The following is an 18,459-nucleotide window of genomic DNA, read 5'->3' on the forward strand; positions in this document are numbered from 1 at the left end:
TGGTGACACACTAGGGTGGAAACTTTTGGACGCTGTTTCCACCCCTAATCTGGTAAGTATTGCACGCTGTTTGACAGAGTTTTGGAAAATATCGTCAATTCCGCTAAGTTATCGAGATTCGGGGTGAGTTAAGGGCACCGTCAATAAATGTGGCTACCCAATGCCGTTCGAAAGTGTAAATTTGCCAACCGTCCGTCAGTTGACCGGCTAGCGAGCTAACGGGCTCAATCTGATGTGTGGGATGCTAAGCGCAATTCTCGATGAGGATATCCGTATTTCGTACGGAATTTTTGGCTGGTGGGGCTTACTCTCCCGCACATAGGAACTCACCTCGACCTCGATGAGCTCACGCTCAACTTAGGAGTTTTCGCGCTTCAGCCAACCTTGTGAACTGCGTCGTAGATGAAACAGTTGTAGTTGTCTTGGGGGGCATTTGTTTTGGGAGCTTGTCCCATTACAGCCTTTTCAACCGTTTGGGGGCAGTGCTGTGTTCGATTCGGGGAAAATCAGCCTGTAATTCTTGAGGTCTTCCTCAAAGGAATTGCATCGCAGCAGCGCCTCGTAGACCTGGTTTCGGTCCAGGCTGTAATCAAATGCGGCTGTCCAGGATTGAATGCGGGTCATGGCACGGAGATACGGCGTCGTATCGCTATTGTTTGACAGCGCCTTCAATGGCAGCAGGTAATCTTCCCGGTAGACGGTTGGGACAATGATGCGCGACCTGCCGGCGGCGCTAAGGACGCAGTTCATGGCTAGGCGCGCGGTTCGGCCATTGCCGTCCTTGAACGGGTGAACCTCGGAGATGACGAACATCGTCATCAAAGCCCGGGCAAGCGGGTCTTCCAATGCATCAATTCGTGCGAATCCCTCGCGCAGCGTGCCTTGGACGAGCGTATGGTCGACGAACATAGTCGAACCGGCCTGGTTGTTCTGGTCTTTCCATTCGCCTGGGTTCTTGTCTAAGCGCGAGCGCATCACCAGTGCATTGACGTTCTTAAGCCAGTGCAAGAAGTCGTCGGCCGTGCTTGGCGGCCGGTCTCTCCAAGGGGTCTGCATCGTAGCCTGGAACGTTCCGAGAACGTCGTGCGAGTCTTCTGTTCTGTTCGGGATGAGTTTGCCCTCAAAGACGATTTCTTCGGCTTCGCTGACCAAGAAGGTCGTACCTTCAATGTAGTTTGAGAAGTAGGCCTCGAAGAAGGCGAAGTTTTCCCGCGCGATGCCGGTCTCTGCTATTGCGGGCAGTTCAGGCATGGCCTCCACACGCAAGCGGGCGAAGAGGGTGTCGAACAATTCCAATCGGGCCGGGTCGTAGGGCCGGCCGGCCGCCCTAGCGAGCCCCTGCCTGCTTTGAAGCTTTTTACTCTCGTGCGTCCCCATCAACGCCCCAATGATACCCTCCAGGCGCTTGAACTCTTTGTCTCGCCCAAGGACAGCAGCGAGTGCGCGGCAGTTGTCGCGGAGCTCATTGAACCGATACTCTCCGCGAATTAGCAGCATCTTGTCCAGCTCGGCCTCAATGGCTTCGGTACTCAACACGCGTTCGCTTACCCCGCGGCCGGTCGCCATGTTTTCCAACAGCCACCGGGCTTGACTGGCCAGGAACATGTTTTTGTATGCGACGTCACCGGCAACAGCACCAGTGCCTGGAAGAACCCGAATGGTCAGCCCAGGCAACTCAATGGTTCGCGGCCGCTGTCCACGGGTCACGTAGAGGTAACCAGCAAAAGGCTTGGCGTCGTATGCACTCCTATAACTGATAACACCATTGGGGAGTAAATGACCAACAACATTGAGCCAGTTTCGTGTGACAACCGCCTCCAGAGGACTGGCAAGATTGCTCGTGTAAACACCTTGGTATAGCCTCCGCAGCTGCCCATCGTCTGCCATACGCAGGATTCGGCGGTCTGCAGCTGCGTCGCCACTCCCGGTGAAGAGTACCTCTGGCATCGAGATGTCGGTTTTGTGCTTGATTTTCACTATCAAAGCTCCTGCGTGTCTAAATAATGTTCGATTCTAGCATTTTTTGTCCAAAAAATGTTATTAAAAATAAAAGGGCGTTGTCAGAATTTATGTCTATTCGGCTGCGACGGGTAAGACTTATGTCTAAAAAACCGTCTCTGTACGATGATTCTGTCGGATTTTTGCGTTATTCTGCTCTTTAAGCTACTCCTCACTTGCCGCAGCCAACCGCGCGTACGGCGACGCAAGAGCGGGTCTGCTCGTCCCCTCAGTTCGAAAGAAAAAATTGGGAAGGCGTAGTGCAACAGGTCCAAGCGAATGCAGAGCGGAGGTGGCAATACGGCCGTCCAGTGTCAGCGCTCGGAAAATCCTTCTGCCGGCAATTTACCTCCGGAGATTGATTAATACCGTCCAGGTAGACGACCAACCGGACGCGTTCAGCCTGGGGCGATGTCTCCCATGTTTTTAGCCGACGGCGCCAGCGCTTTAGAACATCGCCATGTGTCGTCTACTCTGATTGCGTCGCAAGCTTATTTGCGACGAACCCTTCCAGGTCATACAGACGTGCAGGGTCTCTACACTCCTCGGAAACAATGAAAACCAGAATCGGTGGGCGCTCCAGTTCATTCCACGTCGAAGCTAAAAGCCAGGTCTTCCCTGCCCCTTCGCAGCCTTGTAGCATCCAGAATCCTTCGTCTGGTGCCGTAGTAAGCGCTACCGCAAGCTCGGTCGTCAACGCAGGGCGCGCTCGGTAGTTGCCGGCGTTGCTGTCGAAAGGCGCTACAGGCTGATGGAGACTTCCTCGAGCATCTCGGACGCTGGAGAAAATTTTCTTCAACCATTTTTCGCTACTCTCGCGTGCAAAGCTTAAAGATGCGAGAGGACTGGTTAGACTCGACAACATCCTCGCCGGTAGCCGGCTGTCTACCTTGGACTCCAATTCAGAAAGCGCAACCGCTATTTCTTGAGCGGTATCGGGAAGATTTTCTGCAAAAAAGCGCTGAGCAACTTCGGCAGCTAACGACAGTAGCACTGCCAATGTGGGCGTACTTAAGTTAGATTCGTCCCAATCCAACAGCAAAAACTCGATGCCTATATCCTCACAGGCCTTCCTGTAGAACTCAGTATGCTGTGCACTCACTCCACAAGTGGTAGCGAGCACAAAGAGGTCGATATGTTCGACACCCCGAACACTTAGCTCCAATAACTTGTCCGAAACGGTATGCCTTTTTAGGTCACTACCGTATCGTTTGGTCTCGAAATACACGCTCCCGTCGTCGCCATCCCGGCCACCCTGTGAGCCGCTCGAAGCCAGTCTAAATTGGCTACCGCAAGCATGGGTTAGAACCTCAGCAATGAGCCCTTCGAAGCCATCGTGGCCTACGGCATTCAATGCGAGCATTCCGTCTCGAAGCACATCTAAGTAATCTGACGGCCGGCGTGAGTTATTAGAATTTTTTGATGGGGTTGATTGCATGCTTACTGAACTAGAGCCTTCTGCAAAAGATTAACCGCCCATCAAACCTTGAGTCAGAATAAGGGCAGGGATTCTGACTAGAGTACCATTTTGCCTGCCAGAATCGAGTGCTAAACGAATTCCATGGCCAGGTGACTAACTTGCTCACCCACCGTGGAGTGTTTTTCGATATCTCGCTGTTGGGCAAGCTCGGTTCACAGAGCACGCTTGCAATGCTTGCTTAGGATATTAATCGCATTGACGGTATTTGACGGCACCTGGTCATCAGCGAACATAGCTTTGATTTTCTAAAAGCAATGCCGTGTTATACAAATCTGTTTCCATATCCAGCAGACTTTCTTGACATACAAGACATGCTTGACTAAACTATGTCTGTAGACTAGGAGGGCTCTATGGCCACAATTATCAAACGAAAACCACCCCGTGGCTATGGTCAATCGAGCTCTGAGCTTTTCGGTAAGTTGAGTGAGATGTTCTCAAAGGTTGACAGGGATTCGTCTAACGACAATATAGCCGTTGTGATTAATAAGTTCGTAAGAGAACTGCGAAAGCAAGGTAGGGATGCGGACGTATCAAAGATGCGAGATATCTTGTGGCAAATGGCCCGCAACATCGACCGACTCGTTCCCGTTGAGGATAATGCCGCGTTATCTGAACTGGCGCGTGCGCAGAGCGAAGATGTCCTGTTCAAAAATGTTATGGATGCAGCCAAAGGCCGCGGTCATATGGCGATATCGACGCCGGAATCCATTCGGCAGGGTAACAAAGCAATCGCTTTGGCTGAACAAAACACTGCGGGCAATACCTTGGCGCTCATTGCAAGTCAGGAGTTCATTAGCTCAGGTCAATTGCAGAGCGCACTACATGTGCAGCGACAAGCTATCAGTGGAGCAGTTAAGGCGAAGAGACTATTTGCCATCATAGGTCCGTCTGGTGCAAACTATTACCCAGCTTACTTCGCAGACCCAACACTAGATAGGAGAAGCCTTGAGAGAGTATCAAAGGTACTTAGGTCACTCCCTGCGCATTCAAAGCATCATTTCTTCACATCGAAATCAACATTGCTAAGAGAGACTCCGCTTGAGGCGTTGCGTAAGGGGCGAGATACTGAGGTGTTGTTGGCAGCTGCTGGCTTTGCGGAACGCTAAGCTTAGTAGGAACACGTTAACTCAAATTGCCTCCTACCGATACATTGAGCATTGAATTGGCAAGCAAGAACTTATTGGTGCTTTTTGCTTGGTTTGTCGGGTTTCTTAAAATACTCACCAGGTTAGAAGACTAGGATTAGCTGTAGCTCCGTGCTAGATAACATTATCAAAGTAACTGAACTAGGAACGCTTTACGCTATTTACCACTGGTGGACATTATCTAACGTCACTTTTCTTCCCAGCGGACAGATAGTATTTTTATTTCTTGGTCATTCCACGCGGTGACCTCGCTAGATATAAAAGTCCGCTGATTGTTCGAAGTAAGCTTGATTGCTTTGATATGTAAACGATACCTTTTCATGCTGCCAGGGTAAAGTCTGAGAGCGGCGCGTGCTGCTTGCACCAGACCATGCAGATGTTTAGTTTGAAGGTGAAATACTAAATTGACGGCTCATAAAGACCAAGTCTTCTCGGTGCGTGTCGGAAAGCCGGTTATCTGCGAAAAGGTTTAGATTGCATGCCGGTCGTTACAGACTTTTCATCCGGTGTTCTTGCGAGTACGAGCACATAATATGTGCTCTGAAGAGCATGTCTAACATTCTAGTTTCAAGCAGAAATTTTAAAACTTTTAAAACTTAATTTTTTACAATTAATTGGCTTAGTGTAGTTGCATAAGCTATTGATTTGTAATGGGTTTCGGTACAAATTTAAATAATCAAAAAAATACCGAAAGACCGTTTTTTTAGAACGTACTGAGAAGCAACTTCGGCGTTTTATAACGGGTTTTTTACATTGTATTTCCCTATATTCTGTAAGCTAAGATAGTTTGACGGTATTTATTGAGCCTTAGCAAATTGCGCCGGGTACAATGAGTTTTTAAAAGATTCGTTCCAACGACTACTTATGTCATCCCATTCAACTTCAAGTGGAATTAAAGCCGCGCTCCTAGCGGCTATCCTATTTGGAGCCGCGACCCCGCTGGCAAAAACGATTCTCGTCAATGTTTCGCCATGGATGTTGGCTGGTTTGTTTTATCTAGGTTCTGGAATCGGCCTTGCACTTTATCGAAGGATTATCAAAGCGGATAAAGTGAGTTTATCTCGCGAAGAATGGTTCTGGTTTGGAGGCGCCATTATTTTTGGGGGCATCATTGCGCCTGTATTACTGATGACTGGTTTGACGGCAATGCCAGCATCCGGGGCGTCGCTATTGCTCAATGCCGAGGGAGTCTTCACGGCGCTTCTCGCGTGGTTCGTATTTAAAGAAAATTTTGACCAAAAGATTGCCCTTGGTATGCTGGCCATTGTCTTGGGCGCTATCATTCTCAGTTGGCCAGGAAAGGCAGACTTTTCGGCACTATGGCCCTCCTTGGCAATTTTAGGTGCTTGTTTTGCTTGGGCTATCGACAATAACTTAACCCGGAAGGTGTCACTCAATGACGCTTCATGGGTGGCCTCTGTAAAAGGGCTTGTTTCTGGATGTACCAACCTTTGTCTTGCTTTGCTAGCAGGTGCGCATTTTCCATCGCCACTGCTTTTCCTTAGCTCAATGATGCTGGGATTTCTCGCCTATGGCGTAAGCCTTGCCTTATTCGTCGTTGCGCTTCGCCAATTAGGGACTGCTCGAACCGGAGCCTATTTCGCCGTCGCTCCTTTTTTCGGCGCTCTATTGGCGCTGATTTTGGGCGAGCCTATTACAGTCCCCTTGGTCGTCGCCGGACTTTTGATGGCTCTGGGTATCTGGTTACATCTTTCTGAAACGCACGAACATCATCATATTCATGAAGAATTAGAACATGAGCATGAACATACACATGACGAGCATCATCAACATCGGCATGACTTTGCAGTCAGTAAGGAAGCGACACATCGTCACCCACACAGACATTCAAGAATTGAGCATACGCACTCGCATTTTCCGGATTCTCATCATCAGCATTCCCACTAGGTAGACTTTCAAAAATAGGGCATAGAGGGCAAGCGCGCCTCGAAAAAAAATGCCTCAGATTTAGGTTGGTGAATATGCTAAGACTTTCATCGGAAATTCAGTTGATTTCCCTCAGTTGACGAGCGGTTTTTTTAAAAATTAAAGGCTAGTAAAGGCGATGTTTGCTTTCTATTACATTCTCTGGCGCCCTCCACGTTCGCCCATAAGGTCGTTTAATAGACAGACCTTATCTAAACCTTCCAAAGCGAAGTGCTAGTGCAGGCAGGATAAGCAAGTTCAGCGTAGTTGAGGTAATCAATCCGCCTAAAATGACGATTGCCATAGGGCCTTCAATCTCATTGCCAGGTTCACCACTTAATAATGCAAGGGGTAATAAACCGATTCCTGTAACTAGTGCAGTCATTAGAATTGGTGCGAGCCGTTGTGTTGCACCTAAAGTGGCCGTTTGCAAATTCCACGGTAGTCGCTCTTCTTGTACCAGATGTTGGTAGTGAGAAACTAGCATAATCGAGTTTCGAAGTGTGATACCGAGTAGAGTAACGAATCCGACCATTGACCCAAGCGACAGCAATCCTCCAGTAGCGAATACTGTGAGTACCCCGCCAACCAGCGCGAATGGCAAATTGCTCATGACAAGAATGGTCGCTCTGGAATCACGCAAAGCCAAATAAATAAGAACACAAATTAAAACAAACGCAACCGCAAAGTGAATTAATAGGTCACGTTGGGCTTGAGCCTGTGCTTGTGCCTCTCCTGCAAAAACATAGTAGTAATCCTTCGGGAATTTCACACTGTCGCTAACTTTCTTTTTTGCGATATCTACAAACTCGCTTACCGACTGTCCTTTGACCTGCGAAGTGACTGTTTGTAAGCGCTGACCTAAATTATGCAACACTAGATAACGTCCCTCGACTTGCATGATATCTGCTAGTTCACTGAGTGGAACTAGCGTACCGTCGGTACTTCGCAATGGTAATTCTCCAATTTGCATTGGATTTTGTCTCGCTTCCGGAGCTAGCATCAAATTAACATTAACTGTTGAGGTGCCTTCATAAACTTGGGATACCTGCACTCCTTGATACGCCGCTTGAACCGCTTCCATCACATCAACCGGTAAAAATCCCCATCGAGTGAGCTGGTCATGTCGAAGTCGAATCGAAATCTGCGGTAATGCTGCGGGTGCTTGTATCGCAACCCCAAAAGCGCTAGGAATTCCGTTAAGAGACGCCGCAATTTGCCCAGCCAGATTATCAAGGATATCCAGGTTAGGACCAAAAATATTGATAACGACAGGAGCGGTATAACCTGAAATTGTTTCTTGAACTCGCTCCGTGAGAAAGGTTTGGACAGTGAACAACATTCCAGGAAATTTTGATAGCCTATTTCGAATAGCCGCCATTGCTTGCTCTTGCGACTCTCCGTCCAGTCCCGGCTTGAGGTCAACCTCGAATTCGCTGTACTGTGGCCCATACACATCGACTCCTCGAGCCGTTCTGCCGACACGTTGTGCGACCGCGCGAACTGAATGAACTTCTAGCAAGTCTTGACTCACCCGTTGACCAATTCGCATTGACTCTTGAAGTGATGTTCCTGGAGTAGCCTGCATATGTACGACGAAGTGACCCTCCCGAAGCTCAGGTAAATACGCGGTGCTAAAAAACGGTAAAGTCGCCATCGTTGCAAGTAGCGTGCCGAAAAATACTAATAAGGCCCAAAGCCAATGGGCCTCTACCATCCCTAGTATGCGTGTATATTTTTTAATCAACCAGACGTAAAAGCGAGGTTCCTTTTTGTTTCCGGTTCGACCAGCCAATAATGTAAAACTCAACGCTGGAGTAAGGGTGAGGGCAATTAGAAGAGACGACATAATGGCCAGAATGTAGGCGATTCCGAGCGGAGCAAACAATTTACCCGCCACACCGGAAAGTGATAGAACAGGAAGGAAGATGGCGGCCACGATAAATGTGGCATATATCACCGCGCTACGAACTTCCGTTGAAGCGTCGATAACTACTTGGATAGCGGACTTGGGATAGCCTAGTATTCGGTTTTCTCGGAGTCGACGGTCGATATTCTCAACGTCAATAACGGCGTCATCCACAACTTCACCCAGACCAATGGCCAGTCCGCCAAGCGTCATAGTGTTGAGCGGGACATCAAAGTGGTGCAACACTACAATCCCTGCCAGAAGTGAGAGTGGGATTGCCGTTACTGAAATAATCGCCGCTCGAATATTAAAAAGGAAAAGGAATAGAACTAACACTACAAGGGCGGCACCAACCAAAAGAGCTGCACGCAAATGGTCGGTAGAGGCTTTGATAAAGTTAGCGGGCCGAAATAAATCACCATGTAATTCAATACCACTTTTTTCTAATTCCGGACGGAGTTCGGCAAGAGTAGCTTCTACCGACTTAGTGACAGAAACGATATCGGCACCATATTGATTGCTAATCATGACGATGACGCCTGGCTTGCCTTGTATGTTGGCACCGCTTACAGGAACCTCCATACCAGCGACTACTCTACCAATATCAGCGAGCGTTAATATAGAACCGTTTTTTTGTTGAAGAACGACTTGCCCCAATTGGACCGCGCTAGTCGACTGCCCTACAGTAGTTAGTACAATTCGTTGATTTGGTGTTTCTATTACCCCTGCACCACGCACACCGGTTGCTCGCTGTGCAGCGGACACCACATCTTGAATAGCAAGACCAAATTTTACTAATTTTTTTGGGTCAACTTGAACTTGGAACTGTTTAATGTCACCACCGAATATGCCAATGTCTGACACACCTTTGCTGCCCAATAGCTTAGGCTTGAGAAATACCTCTACGAACGTGCGCAATTCCATTTGAGAGCGGCTTTTTGATGTGAGTCCGATTCCTAATACAACATTGGATGACGAACTCAGAGGCGTCATTTTCGGTACGGTTACTCCTGCTGGAAGTTCCGCATTGAGACCGGACAGCTGTTCTGCGACCATCTGACGAACATGATGAACATCAGTGCGCTCATTGAAAATAAGCGTTATTACTGACACTCCTTGAATTGACTGTGAGCGCATGGACTCGAGGCCAGCAGCGCCTCCTAACACGTTCTCAATCTTCTGAGTTACCAGTTGCTCTACCTGTTCGGAAGATAGACCTGGTGCTTCTGTTTGTATCGTTACGAGCGGAGGCGTAAATTCAGGAAATACATCTAGCCTACTTTGGTTAAGGGCAAAAATGCCATAGCCGAGTAAAAGGAAGGCGAGCGCAAATACGATGCCTCGAAGTCGTACGGAAAGTTCAATAATTGATATCAACATGGGTTGTCGGCGTATTCTTCGTTATTCTTTGCTACTCAACAGTGAGCGGCCTTCTTCAGACAACAGCAACTGCGCGCCTCTCGTTACCACCAATTCGCTGACGCCAAAGTTCTCCATGACAAAATATCCCTCCCCTGAAGGAATAGCGTCCATTAGTGCTATCCGCTCAAAATGAGTGACGTCAATTTTTTTATAGACCCACGGCTGGCCGCCGTACCACACAACCGCGGACGCTGGAACTATGACGCCGTCTTTTTTCCCTCCTGGCAAACGTCCAGTTACTCGCAACCCACTGGGTAACCGTTCTGCTGTACGGTAAAGGTAGGCTTGTGTTTGTGTAACCGCATCAACTTGGGGGAGCGATGAAACTAATTGGGCAATAACCGGGTGGTTTTCAAGGTCTATCAACAGAGAAACGGGTGCCGAAACACCTTGGTTTCCTAATGTCATTCGGAGTAGGGTTTCCCGTCCCTGGACAAACGGCGCCAGTCCTGTAGCGCCAGAACGGATGGCTATTTCTCCTAATTTATTACCGTACTGCTGGTGAAGCAAAGCGGTAGAGGAATCCAATGTTGCTTGCGCTAATATTACTTTCGCTTGTGCGGAAGTTTCAGCTGATTGTGCTGCCTCAACTGCTTTCAGCGAGACATTGTTCCCATCCGCGTTTAATTTCTGAAGGCGCAGGAACTCGGCATGAAGTGTATAGAGTTCGGCTTGTGCCGCTCGTCTGTCAGCGCCAGCCGAGGCACAACGTCCAGAGAGTTCGACTAATGCCTGCACGTCTTGAACTATGCCGTAGACCCCGGCTCCTACTCCGGGCGCTAAAGCCAATTTCTCTGCCCGTATACCGCTATGCTCTTGAGATTTCAAATCGACCGTTAGAACGGTGACGCCGTCTTCCACCTCAGTGCTAACGAGGCTACGTACTGGTGTTTCACGTTCTGCTTCACTTTGAAGCTCCCCCTTGCTGAGCCAATAGGCGGATAAAAGTAATAACGTAATAATCGTTGGAGAGAGCAGCAAAGCTACTTTAATAATTGTTTTTCTTTGCATGGTCATTCGTCGCCTTGGTAGGACATCATTGAGGAATTGGCTCATGTAGAGGATGCTGCATTGCATCCTCAATTTGTCCGATTGCGTGCTGTATTTGGAGGATTGCATCTAGCAGATTTAACTCACTATCGACTTTGCTCTTCTCTGCGGAAAGAACGGAAATTTGGTCATCCTCGCCAGAAAATAACGAGGCATGAGCGGCTGCCAGTCTTCGACCGGCGAAGCTATACTGCGTTTGAGCATAGTTGAAAGCGATAATGCTAGCGTCATAAGCTTTCGTCGCTAGGTCAGTTTCTAAAAAGGCTGTTTCTACAATTTTCTTCACCTTCGACTCAGCTTCAAGACGGCGTCCTCTTGCCTCAGCAATAGCCCCTTGATTCTGATTGAATAGAGGTAGTTCTAAGCCAGAAAACGTCAAACCGATTTTTCGTGAACCTTGGTCTAGTGTATAACCGGGCCCTAAGTGGAGGTCGGGGTATTGTTTAGCCACTTCGAGTTGCAATGCGCTTTGACTACTTTCGTAGTCGACGAGACTCGAGAGAACATCGGCACGGTTTTGTAAAACGCTCAATCGAGTCTTCTCATCAGGGGGTATCGCGCGAGGATTCCCAAACTCTCGCACATTAAAAGGTGTTAGCCCGAAAGCGGATGTGCGAACTCCAACAAGCGATGCGATTTTTATTTTGACTGAATCTACATCCTGCAGATTCCCCGCTATATTTTTTCTTGCCTGCACTAGCGCGTGCCGTTGTTGACTGACCTCCAATGTAGAGGCATAGCCGACTGCTGAACGATGCTCTATCAGCAGTTCAAGTCTTTCCTCAATCTCAACTTGTTTTTGTAAGAGCTTTGTTCGTTCCTCGCTAAACCACAAACTTAATAGTAGCAATCGCAGTTGGCTCCTGACTGCCCAAGATACCCTAGAAATATTTAATTGAGCCGCCGCAACATTATCATTGGCGACTAACATTCGTAAATCTCGCTTTCCCGCAGTCTCAATGGGGAAGTCCAAAGCGAGACCTAACGACCAAGGGCTTTGACCAGTGCTTGGGTTCAGTGTTTTCTGTAAAGGTAACTGTACAACCGGATTGGGCCTTTGGGCTGCGGTAGTTACTGTAGCTATGGCAATGTCAAGTTTGAGACGAGCGGCTTGAATATCAATATTCATACAAAATGCTGCTATTGTCATTGAATTCAAACTCCACTCGGATGGTGGCCAATCGACCGAGTCCTTAGGGGAATGTTTCGTTGTGCAAGCTCGCAGGTCGTCTGTGGTCAGAGACTTAGTCAGCAAATTATTGGAGATTTTACTAATGGCGATAGGACGATTATCGAATTTTTCTGTGGCACATCCATTCACCGTGGTGATAAATATAGCAGCGCCAAGACGTTGAGCCGCTCTCAACGCTAATAGTTTTTGTCTTAGTAAAACTATGCGCTTAATGATTCGTTTATGTAGAGGGAGCACGTAACGAGCCTTGATGAGGTCTTGATGAAGTAAGGAAACCTTCGAACTCATGCTGAAGGTATGATTCGAAGCGAGGATAGGTAACGAGACTTAGCAAACACTTAGCATGAACAGGCTACGATTCCAGTGATGCAAATATCCTCGATACTAGTGCTATGCGAATGCTAAGTATTTACGGGCAAGCTAAGCTAGTAGCTGTTTATGCGATTAAGAGTCAAAAAATGAGAACACTACTAGTTGAAGATGACCCGTTCATTGGTGAGGCGCTATGCCAAAGTCTGCGCGATGCAAGTTATGCGGTCGATTGGGTAAGGGATGGTCACCAGGCAGTTGTGGCTGCCAGCATTGAGCGTTATTCGCTTATTTTGCTTGATTTAGGTCTTCCCATTCTGGATGGACTGGAAGTGCTTCGTCAGTTGCGAGAGCGGAACAATGTGACTCCCATCCTCATTATTACAGCGAGAGAGGCGTTTGAAGACCGTATCGTGGGCTTGGATTTAGGTGCGGATGACTATCTTGTTAAACCATTTCACACAGGGGAACTTTTAGCTCGTGTAAGAGCGCTTATACGTCGCCAGACCACGATTAGTCCCTCTATTCTGACATGCGGTGAACTCAGCCTAGACCCAGCCACTTGCGAAGTATGGTACCAAGGTACACAACGAAAGCTTTCTACACGCGAATTTTCGCTATTGGCCGAATTTCTGCAGCGTCCCGGTATAGTGCTTTCGCGTAGTCAATTAGAGGAAAGACTGTACGGCTGGAACGAGGAAGTAGAAAGTAACGCAATTGAATTTTTGATTCATAGCATACGGAAAAAGCTCGATAGTAGTGTCATCAGAAACATAAGGGGCATGGGATGGTTGATTCAAAAAGACTAATGAGTCGCTCACTTTTGTGGACGTTGTCGGCATCAATTTGCGGTACGATTCTTCTAGTTGGAATCATCGCAGCACTCTCATCTTTCTGGCTTTCTTTTGGCGAAGCACGCGATTTGCAAGATGACGAGCTTAGAGAAATTGCTCGGTTAGTAAAACTTGGTGATGAACAAATCCTTTCTCCTGCTTCTCCTCCTTGGCAGGATGATGAAACTGAAATGCGCATCTGGGTTATCAAAATCGCCAAAGTACCGACTATCATTTCAACACCGGAACTGTCCTTGACCCTCCCTGGAGGTTTGTCGGATGGGTATCACTCTATCGAATCAAATGGTGAATCGTGGCGTATCTATGTCCGGCATCTCAACACTGAATATGGCCTAGCCGTAGCGCAGCGAACATCCGCTAGAGATGAGCTTGCGCGCGACAGTGCTTTGCGAACATTGCTACCGCTGCTTGTACTTATTCCCATACTTATATTTCTCGCGGCGCTACTGATACAATTTTTATTAAAAAAAATTCAAGAAGTATCAACTGAACTAGACAAGAAAGGGGATACTGATTTCACGCTCGTTGATATTTCCAAACTACCTGCTGAGCTCCTACCTTTTGCAACTTCAACAAACAAGCTGCTTGCGCGTATTCAGACCTCTCTTAGCCAACAGAGTCAACTAGTCGCAGATGCTGCGCACGAGCTCCGTTCTCCAGTAACAGCGATGACTTTGCAGCTGGAAAACGCGATGAGTGTTGACTCTATACCTCCGCAACTCGCGTCGCGGCTCGCGCCTCTTGGGGCAAGTTTAATAAGAATGGGGAAATTGGTTGAACAGTTACTGACATTAGCGAAGTTGAATAAAGTTGTCGTAGCGTATCCCGTTCTTGTTGACCCTAGGGCAGTTGTGACCGAATCTGTTGAAGAGTTATTTTCACTGAGTAACTCAAAGAACATCGATTTGGGAGTCGAATTATGTGAGAACGCTTCCTTTCATGGGAGCGAGCATGATTTTCGGGTGATAGCTCGCAATGCGTTAGAAAACGCTATTGTGTACACCCCAATGGGGGGTAAAGTTGATGTTCGACTCTATCAGCGAGAAGGTGAAATTTTCTTTGAGGTGGAAGATAACGGTACGGGAATTACTGAGCAAGAACTGATTCGTGTTTTTGACCCATTCTATCGAGTTCCTGGAAATATGCATCCTGGTAGTGGACTCGGATTAGCTATAGCTCGCAGTGCTGCATCACGCCTTGGCGGAAGTCTCGAGTTGAAAAGCATAGCGACCGGTAGAAATACTGGGTTACGATTTACTTATATCCAGAAAGCAGCAGCTTTAGGGTGATAAAACTCGGCCATAAGCGAAATTGTTGTCCTCCTGCTGTTAGTCGTTCCAGCAGAACTTCATAAAATCCTTGAAGCTGCTTTGATTAAATGTAGCGATTCGCAGTATTTCATGTGAAAAAGATGTTCTCATGCACGGTAACAGTTTGATTCGGCTAAACGAAGAGCCCTTGACTACCATCGTGTGACACCGAATTTAGCGACGGTTTAACTCTGTGAGATAGGAACGTAACAATGAAGCCCGCTGCGGCCAAAAACGTTCACCAGTCAATTCAATGGACTGAATTCGTTCAGTCCTAAACATACGGAACGACCTCCGGAGTCGACAATATGCAAGTAGAACAAGCATATTGTCGAAGTACGCAATAGCGAGCGGCCAGATAGTGCGCGTAGTTGATACGTTCATTTTGTCCGTATAGCGCATATTGAGTGCATCTTCGCGCCAGCAGGCCTCTCGAATCATTTTCATATCCGGCAGTACCACATATCGTTCTTCAAAACGATGAACCTGAGAAACAGCATGTAGTAAATACTGCATCATTTCTGGCAGCTGGCTCAACACACAAATCGGTTAATTAAAAATCGCGCCGAGTGGGGCGCCTTACTTAATGGAAATCCAAATAACGGTGTGAAAACCATCCGTGCATTGGCACCAGCTATCTATGCATGGCTGTATCGAAATGATAGAGATTGGCTTAGAGAGAGAACTTCAAATCAAGTCTCTGCAATATGTGGAAATAATTCGTCAGTCGACTGGGACAAACGTGATCAGTTTCTGGCTAACGAAGTACAACGCATTGCATTAGCTATTTATGGTCTAAATGGATCTCGTAAATTAAATTTGTGGGAGATTTACCAGAAATTACCTGAGCTGAAGGCAAAATTGCAGTCACTTAATAGATTGCCTCTAACAAGAAGATCAATAGAATTTGTCACTTTAGGAGTATCCAAGAAAGCTAATTTCGATGACGGTCTATTCTAATTAAAACAGTTCGGGCCGAAACGACTAAAAATTAGAGGGTATTCTACGCAAGTACTTATAGCATCAATAGTTTTAAGGCAGGGAAGATTCAACTTCGAAGGGCGTCAACGTGAAGCTGCAATTTTATCGATGCATGTAGAATTTACGTGCGGCGCATTTTTTTGGATGTGAAACTGCTCGGTAACTTCCCCACTTTTTTGCAAAAGTCAGCGTACTGGTATTTTTTAATACCTGATTCGGCGAAGACTGCTGCCAATATCTGGAAGCAACCTTTCATACGCAAATCCTCGAAACTCCAAGAGGCTGGAATAGACTGATTGCGGTCACTCAGTCGTTGGGAACCAGACGTTTAAGAACGGTCCAATATTTTAGCCTTTACGAGATCAAGGAACGGGCGCAGAACAGGTGAAGGATTGCGCTCCGAATAGGTGACAGCAATACCCATCGATAACCTACTGGAGCGTTCCTTCAGCGCCCTGAAAGCGACGCCCTGCCGTTTTACTTTCTGCAAAGACGCCGATATAAGGGCGATGCCTTGACCCTCCGCAATCAATCCCAGCAGGATGTGATGGTCTTGTGGTTCCGAGATAATGTTAGGCTTGAAGTCGATCTGTTCGAAAAACGCCTGACAGTGGTCGTAGAAGCCCGGATTTAAGCGGCGCTCGAACCAAAACATCGGTTCGCCGCGCAGGTCATCGAAGCCGAGCCGGCGTTTCTGGGCGAGTCGATGGTTGGCGGGCAAGGCGACGACTAGGGGCTCCTCAAGGATTGTTTCTACCGTCAAACCCTGGGGATCGGTATGCAAGCCGATGAAGGCCGCGTCCATGATCCCGTTCTTAATGTCCCGGACGAGACTGATCGAATGCTTGCCCTTCGTAACGACGCGCCAGTTTGGGAAGCGTTGGCGAAGGCGGTCGAATACGTCGGGGATCGCGCTGCGGTCGAACACGGTCGTGTAGCCTACGACAAACTGCCCATCCTCGGCACCTCGTGCCGCTCTGGCCACAGCAATCGCTTTTTCCGCTTGCAGCAATGTTTTTCTTACTTCGGGCAGGAATGCCGCACCGGCTTCTGTCAGTGCTACCCCTGACTTGATCCGCAGGAATAATTCCACGCCAAGTTGATCTTCCAACTGGCGGATCTGCCTGCTCAACGGTGGTTGCGAGATGTGCAATCGCAGCGCTGCACGTCCGAAATTGAGTTCTTCACTCAATGCTAGGAAATAGCGAAGCTGTCGCAGGTCAATAGATTCATTCATACCGAAAAGGTATCACAAAAATGGTATTGGATGCATTGCAAAACGAGATATAAAGTGTGCCCACAATTTAACGTAAAGGAACTGAGATGAACAACGAACGCTATCTGCGGGGCTGGGCAAAGCTAAAGGAGGTTGATGGTCAGGCTGGTGAAAATGTCATTGAAAGTCTGCGCGACATCGCTCCTGACTTTGCTCGGCTACTGATTGAGTTTCCCTTTGGCGACATCTATTCGAGGCCTGGTCTCGATCTCAAGACGAGGGAACTCGCCGTGGTGGCGGCGCTCACCGCGCTAGGCAACGCTGCGCCTCAGCTCAAAGTGCATATCCACGGCGCTCGCAACGTTGGCTGCTCCGAGCAGGAAATCGTTGAGGTCATCATGCAAATGGCTGTCTACGCTGGCTTTCCTGCCGCACTAAACGGTCTATTCGCAGCCAAGGAAGTCTTTGCGCAGAATGACGAACCGCAGAGCCATATCGCACGGGCGCAGGTGATATGACCAGCATCTACTGCGCCGTTCTTGCCGCCATTGCCATGTTTGCCAGATCTCAGCTATTAGTCTGGTGCAACAGTCAAATTCAGACTGAAAGCAGCCAGTGAAGTGGAAATTATTGAAGGCTAATAGACTTACAAGACACCAAAAAATCCACGTGATAGTGTTCATCGTGGCGTACCCAAGCATTACCCTTCATAAAATTGATATGGGATTTTATGTAGTCTCCATGCTTTGTTGCAATTAGCTTTTCGATGTATGGGGGATCAATAATCACAAGAGCGAGTCCAGCTCCAAGTGCTTTGGCTGCAATGTCAAGTTGGTAAAGGTGCTCTGCGATGGTTTCAAAATCGATGCTATAAGTTTCGAATTTCCCGTCGGTATCAAAGTCGATGTTGTAACCGAACTTATTAGTTACGTTTGTGGGTAATGTTACTGAATGACCGGCATCATTGACAACTGGCACAAAAAAATCGACTGACAAACCATTCCTATGGGTCTTATGAGGCCTAATTCGACCGCCTTTCGCCCACCCCGTTTCGCCGTATACGAAAACTTTACCAGTTGCCGTTCGTTCCAAGGAGCGATAAGCAGTTAAAACTATCTCTGAAACCTTGGAGTGAACATGGTTTCTGCCAAGTGCGATGCCAAACGAACTGTATGCCGTGAAGTTTTTTTCCTTTATCTGGCAACTGGACGCCACTTTCGAGCCTTCCATTGCTTACCGTGCCAAAGCAAATGCTTTCCACTGCTCCAGCATTTGCTGAAATAAGTGAGAAAATTAAGACAAGATTCATTAGAGTACGGCGCATTTACTAAGGCCCCTTTTGGACAACTAACTTGTTGTGCGTATTTCTACCGCCGAGTTATCCGGCACGCAGGCGTGTCAGTTTTGAATGACCAGTTAAAGACGTTGCCGTCCCAAACATATATGGATATCTTCACTTGAAATAATTAAGCCAGTGAGTCAGTGACCTCACCAGCGGACGAAACGAAGGCCACACTTTTCCACCACCATCAGCTCTAATACTTTTCCAAAAAATTTCCATATCTACAGCGGGCGGCGAGTTATCAGGTGGATCAATCATAAAATAGAATATCGGCCCAGCTATGGGAATGCAAGCTATTACGAAGTAAGTCAACTTCAACCACCAA

At 47.7% G+C, this 18,459-nt stretch carries 14 protein-coding genes; 6 read left to right on the plus strand and 8 right to left on the minus strand.

Features of this window, described 5'->3' with window-relative positions; translation table 11 throughout:
- Positions 1-465 precede the first annotated feature (465 nt).
- Positions 466-1,977: a Fic family protein gene (locus QN395_RS17210; protein WP_323492513.1), complete on the minus strand. Its 1,512-nt coding sequence runs from the start codon at positions 1,975-1,977 to the stop codon at positions 466-468.
- A gap of 490 nt (positions 1,978-2,467) precedes the next feature.
- Positions 2,468-3,361 carry a hypothetical protein gene (locus QN395_RS17215; protein WP_323492514.1) on the minus strand — a complete coding sequence of 298 codons (894 nt, stop codon included), beginning with the start codon at positions 3,359-3,361 and terminating at the stop codon, positions 2,468-2,470.
- 467 nt (positions 3,362-3,828) lie between these two features.
- Here QN395_RS17215 and QN395_RS17220 point away from each other — a divergent pair, with 467 nt between their 5' ends.
- Together QN395_RS17220 and QN395_RS17225 are read left to right on the plus strand one after the other, a co-directional pair.
- The gene (locus QN395_RS17220; RefSeq protein WP_323492515.1) at positions 3,829-4,584 is read left to right on the plus strand and encodes a hypothetical protein; all 756 of its coding nucleotides are present in this window, start codon (positions 3,829-3,831) and stop codon (positions 4,582-4,584) included.
- Between the two features lie 903 nt (positions 4,585-5,487).
- Positions 5,488-6,531, plus strand: a complete 1,044-nt coding sequence (locus QN395_RS17225; protein WP_323492516.1) for a DMT family transporter — start codon at positions 5,488-5,490, stop codon at positions 6,529-6,531.
- 226 nt (positions 6,532-6,757) lie between these two features.
- Here the strand turns inward: QN395_RS17225 and QN395_RS17230 are convergent, their stop codons facing one another.
- From QN395_RS17230 to QN395_RS17240, 3 genes are read right to left on the minus strand one after another with little or no spacing between them, the layout of a single operon-like run.
- Entirely contained in the window at positions 6,758-9,838 is a 3,081-nt protein-coding gene (locus QN395_RS17230; protein ID WP_323492517.1) for an efflux RND transporter permease subunit, read from the minus strand.
- 21 nt (positions 9,839-9,859) lie between these two features.
- Entirely contained in the window at positions 9,860-10,897 is a 1,038-nt protein-coding gene (locus tag QN395_RS17235; protein ID WP_323492518.1) for a hypothetical protein, read from the minus strand.
- A 19-nt stretch (positions 10,898-10,916) separates the two neighbouring features.
- Positions 10,917-12,059 carry a TolC family protein gene (locus QN395_RS17240; RefSeq protein WP_323493114.1) on the minus strand — a complete coding sequence of 381 codons (1,143 nt, stop codon included), beginning with the start codon at positions 12,057-12,059 and terminating at the stop codon, positions 10,917-10,919.
- A gap of 521 nt (positions 12,060-12,580) precedes the next feature.
- On the opposite strand from QN395_RS17240, the gene QN395_RS17245 reads away from it, so the two are divergent.
- Together QN395_RS17245 and QN395_RS17250 are read left to right on the plus strand one after the other, a co-directional pair.
- Complete coding sequence (locus QN395_RS17245; RefSeq protein ID WP_323492520.1) at positions 12,581-13,240, plus strand: response regulator transcription factor; 660 nt, start codon at positions 12,581-12,583, stop codon at positions 13,238-13,240.
- Entirely contained in the window at positions 13,219-14,574 is a 1,356-nt protein-coding gene (locus tag QN395_RS17250) for an ATP-binding protein (protein ID WP_323492521.1), read from the plus strand. Before QN395_RS17245 ends, QN395_RS17250 begins: the two co-directional genes overlap by 22 nt.
- 195 nt (positions 14,575-14,769) lie before the next feature.
- Here the strand turns inward: QN395_RS17250 and QN395_RS21665 are convergent, their stop codons facing one another.
- Positions 14,770-15,114: a helix-turn-helix transcriptional regulator gene (locus QN395_RS21665; protein WP_416352062.1), complete on the minus strand. Its 345-nt coding sequence runs from the start codon at positions 15,112-15,114 to the stop codon at positions 14,770-14,772.
- Between the two features lie 9 nt (positions 15,115-15,123).
- On the opposite strand from QN395_RS21665, the gene QN395_RS17255 reads away from it, so the two are divergent.
- Positions 15,124-15,555, plus strand: coding sequence for a TnsD family Tn7-like transposition protein (locus QN395_RS17255; protein ID WP_323492538.1), 432 nt, complete (start codon positions 15,124-15,126; stop codon positions 15,553-15,555).
- Between the two features lie 349 nt (positions 15,556-15,904).
- Here the strand turns inward: QN395_RS17255 and QN395_RS17260 are convergent, their stop codons facing one another.
- A complete protein-coding gene (locus tag QN395_RS17260; RefSeq protein WP_322121794.1) occupies positions 15,905-16,813 on the minus strand; it encodes a LysR family transcriptional regulator in 909 nt (302 codons plus the stop codon).
- Positions 16,814-16,899: 86 nt separating this feature from the next.
- Between QN395_RS17260 and QN395_RS17265 the strand changes: the two genes are divergently transcribed.
- Positions 16,900-17,310, plus strand: a complete 411-nt coding sequence (locus QN395_RS17265; protein WP_322121795.1) for a carboxymuconolactone decarboxylase family protein — start codon at positions 16,900-16,902, stop codon at positions 17,308-17,310.
- Positions 17,311-17,419: 109 nt separating this feature from the next.
- On the opposite strand, the gene QN395_RS17270 is transcribed toward QN395_RS17265, so the two are convergent.
- Positions 17,420-18,022 carry a replication initiation protein gene (locus QN395_RS17270; protein WP_322121796.1) on the minus strand — a complete coding sequence of 201 codons (603 nt, stop codon included), beginning with the start codon at positions 18,020-18,022 and terminating at the stop codon, positions 17,420-17,422.
- Between the last annotated feature and the right edge of the window lie 437 nt (positions 18,023-18,459).

The organism is Undibacterium sp. RTI2.2 (assembly GCF_035018705.1).
Classification (GTDB): Bacteria; Pseudomonadota; Gammaproteobacteria; order Burkholderiales; family Burkholderiaceae_D; genus Undibacterium.

Coding starts and splice junctions, on each gene's coding strand:
- QN395_RS17215 (WP_323492514.1), bottom strand. CDS start 3,361: ATGCTCGCATTGAATGCCGTAGGCCACGATGGCTTCGAAGGGCTCATT.
- QN395_RS17220 (WP_323492515.1), top strand. CDS start 3,829: ATGGCCACAATTATCAAACGAAAACCACCCCGTGGCTATGGTCAATCG.
- QN395_RS17225 (WP_323492516.1), top strand. CDS start 5,488: ATGTCATCCCATTCAACTTCAAGTGGAATTAAAGCCGCGCTCCTAGCG.
- QN395_RS17230 (WP_323492517.1), bottom strand. CDS start 9,838: ATGTTGATATCAATTATTGAACTTTCCGTACGACTTCGAGGCATCGTA.
- QN395_RS17235 (WP_323492518.1), bottom strand. CDS start 10,897: ATGACCATGCAAAGAAAAACAATTATTAAAGTAGCTTTGCTGCTCTCT.
- QN395_RS17240 (WP_323493114.1), bottom strand. CDS start 12,059: ATGAATATTGATATTCAAGCCGCTCGTCTCAAACTTGACATTGCCATA.
- QN395_RS17245 (WP_323492520.1), top strand. CDS start 12,581: ATGAGAACACTACTAGTTGAAGATGACCCGTTCATTGGTGAGGCGCTA.
- QN395_RS17250 (WP_323492521.1), top strand. CDS start 13,219: ATGGTTGATTCAAAAAGACTAATGAGTCGCTCACTTTTGTGGACGTTG.
- QN395_RS21665 (WP_416352062.1), bottom strand. CDS start 15,114: ATGATGCAGTATTTACTACATGCTGTTTCTCAGGTTCATCGTTTTGAA.
- QN395_RS17260 (WP_322121794.1), bottom strand. CDS start 16,813: ATGAATGAATCTATTGACCTGCGACAGCTTCGCTATTTCCTAGCATTG.
- QN395_RS17265 (WP_322121795.1), top strand. CDS start 16,900: ATGAACAACGAACGCTATCTGCGGGGCTGGGCAAAGCTAAAGGAGGTT.
- QN395_RS17270 (WP_322121796.1), bottom strand. CDS start 18,022: ATGGAAGGCTCGAAAGTGGCGTCCAGTTGCCAGATAAAGGAAAAAAAC.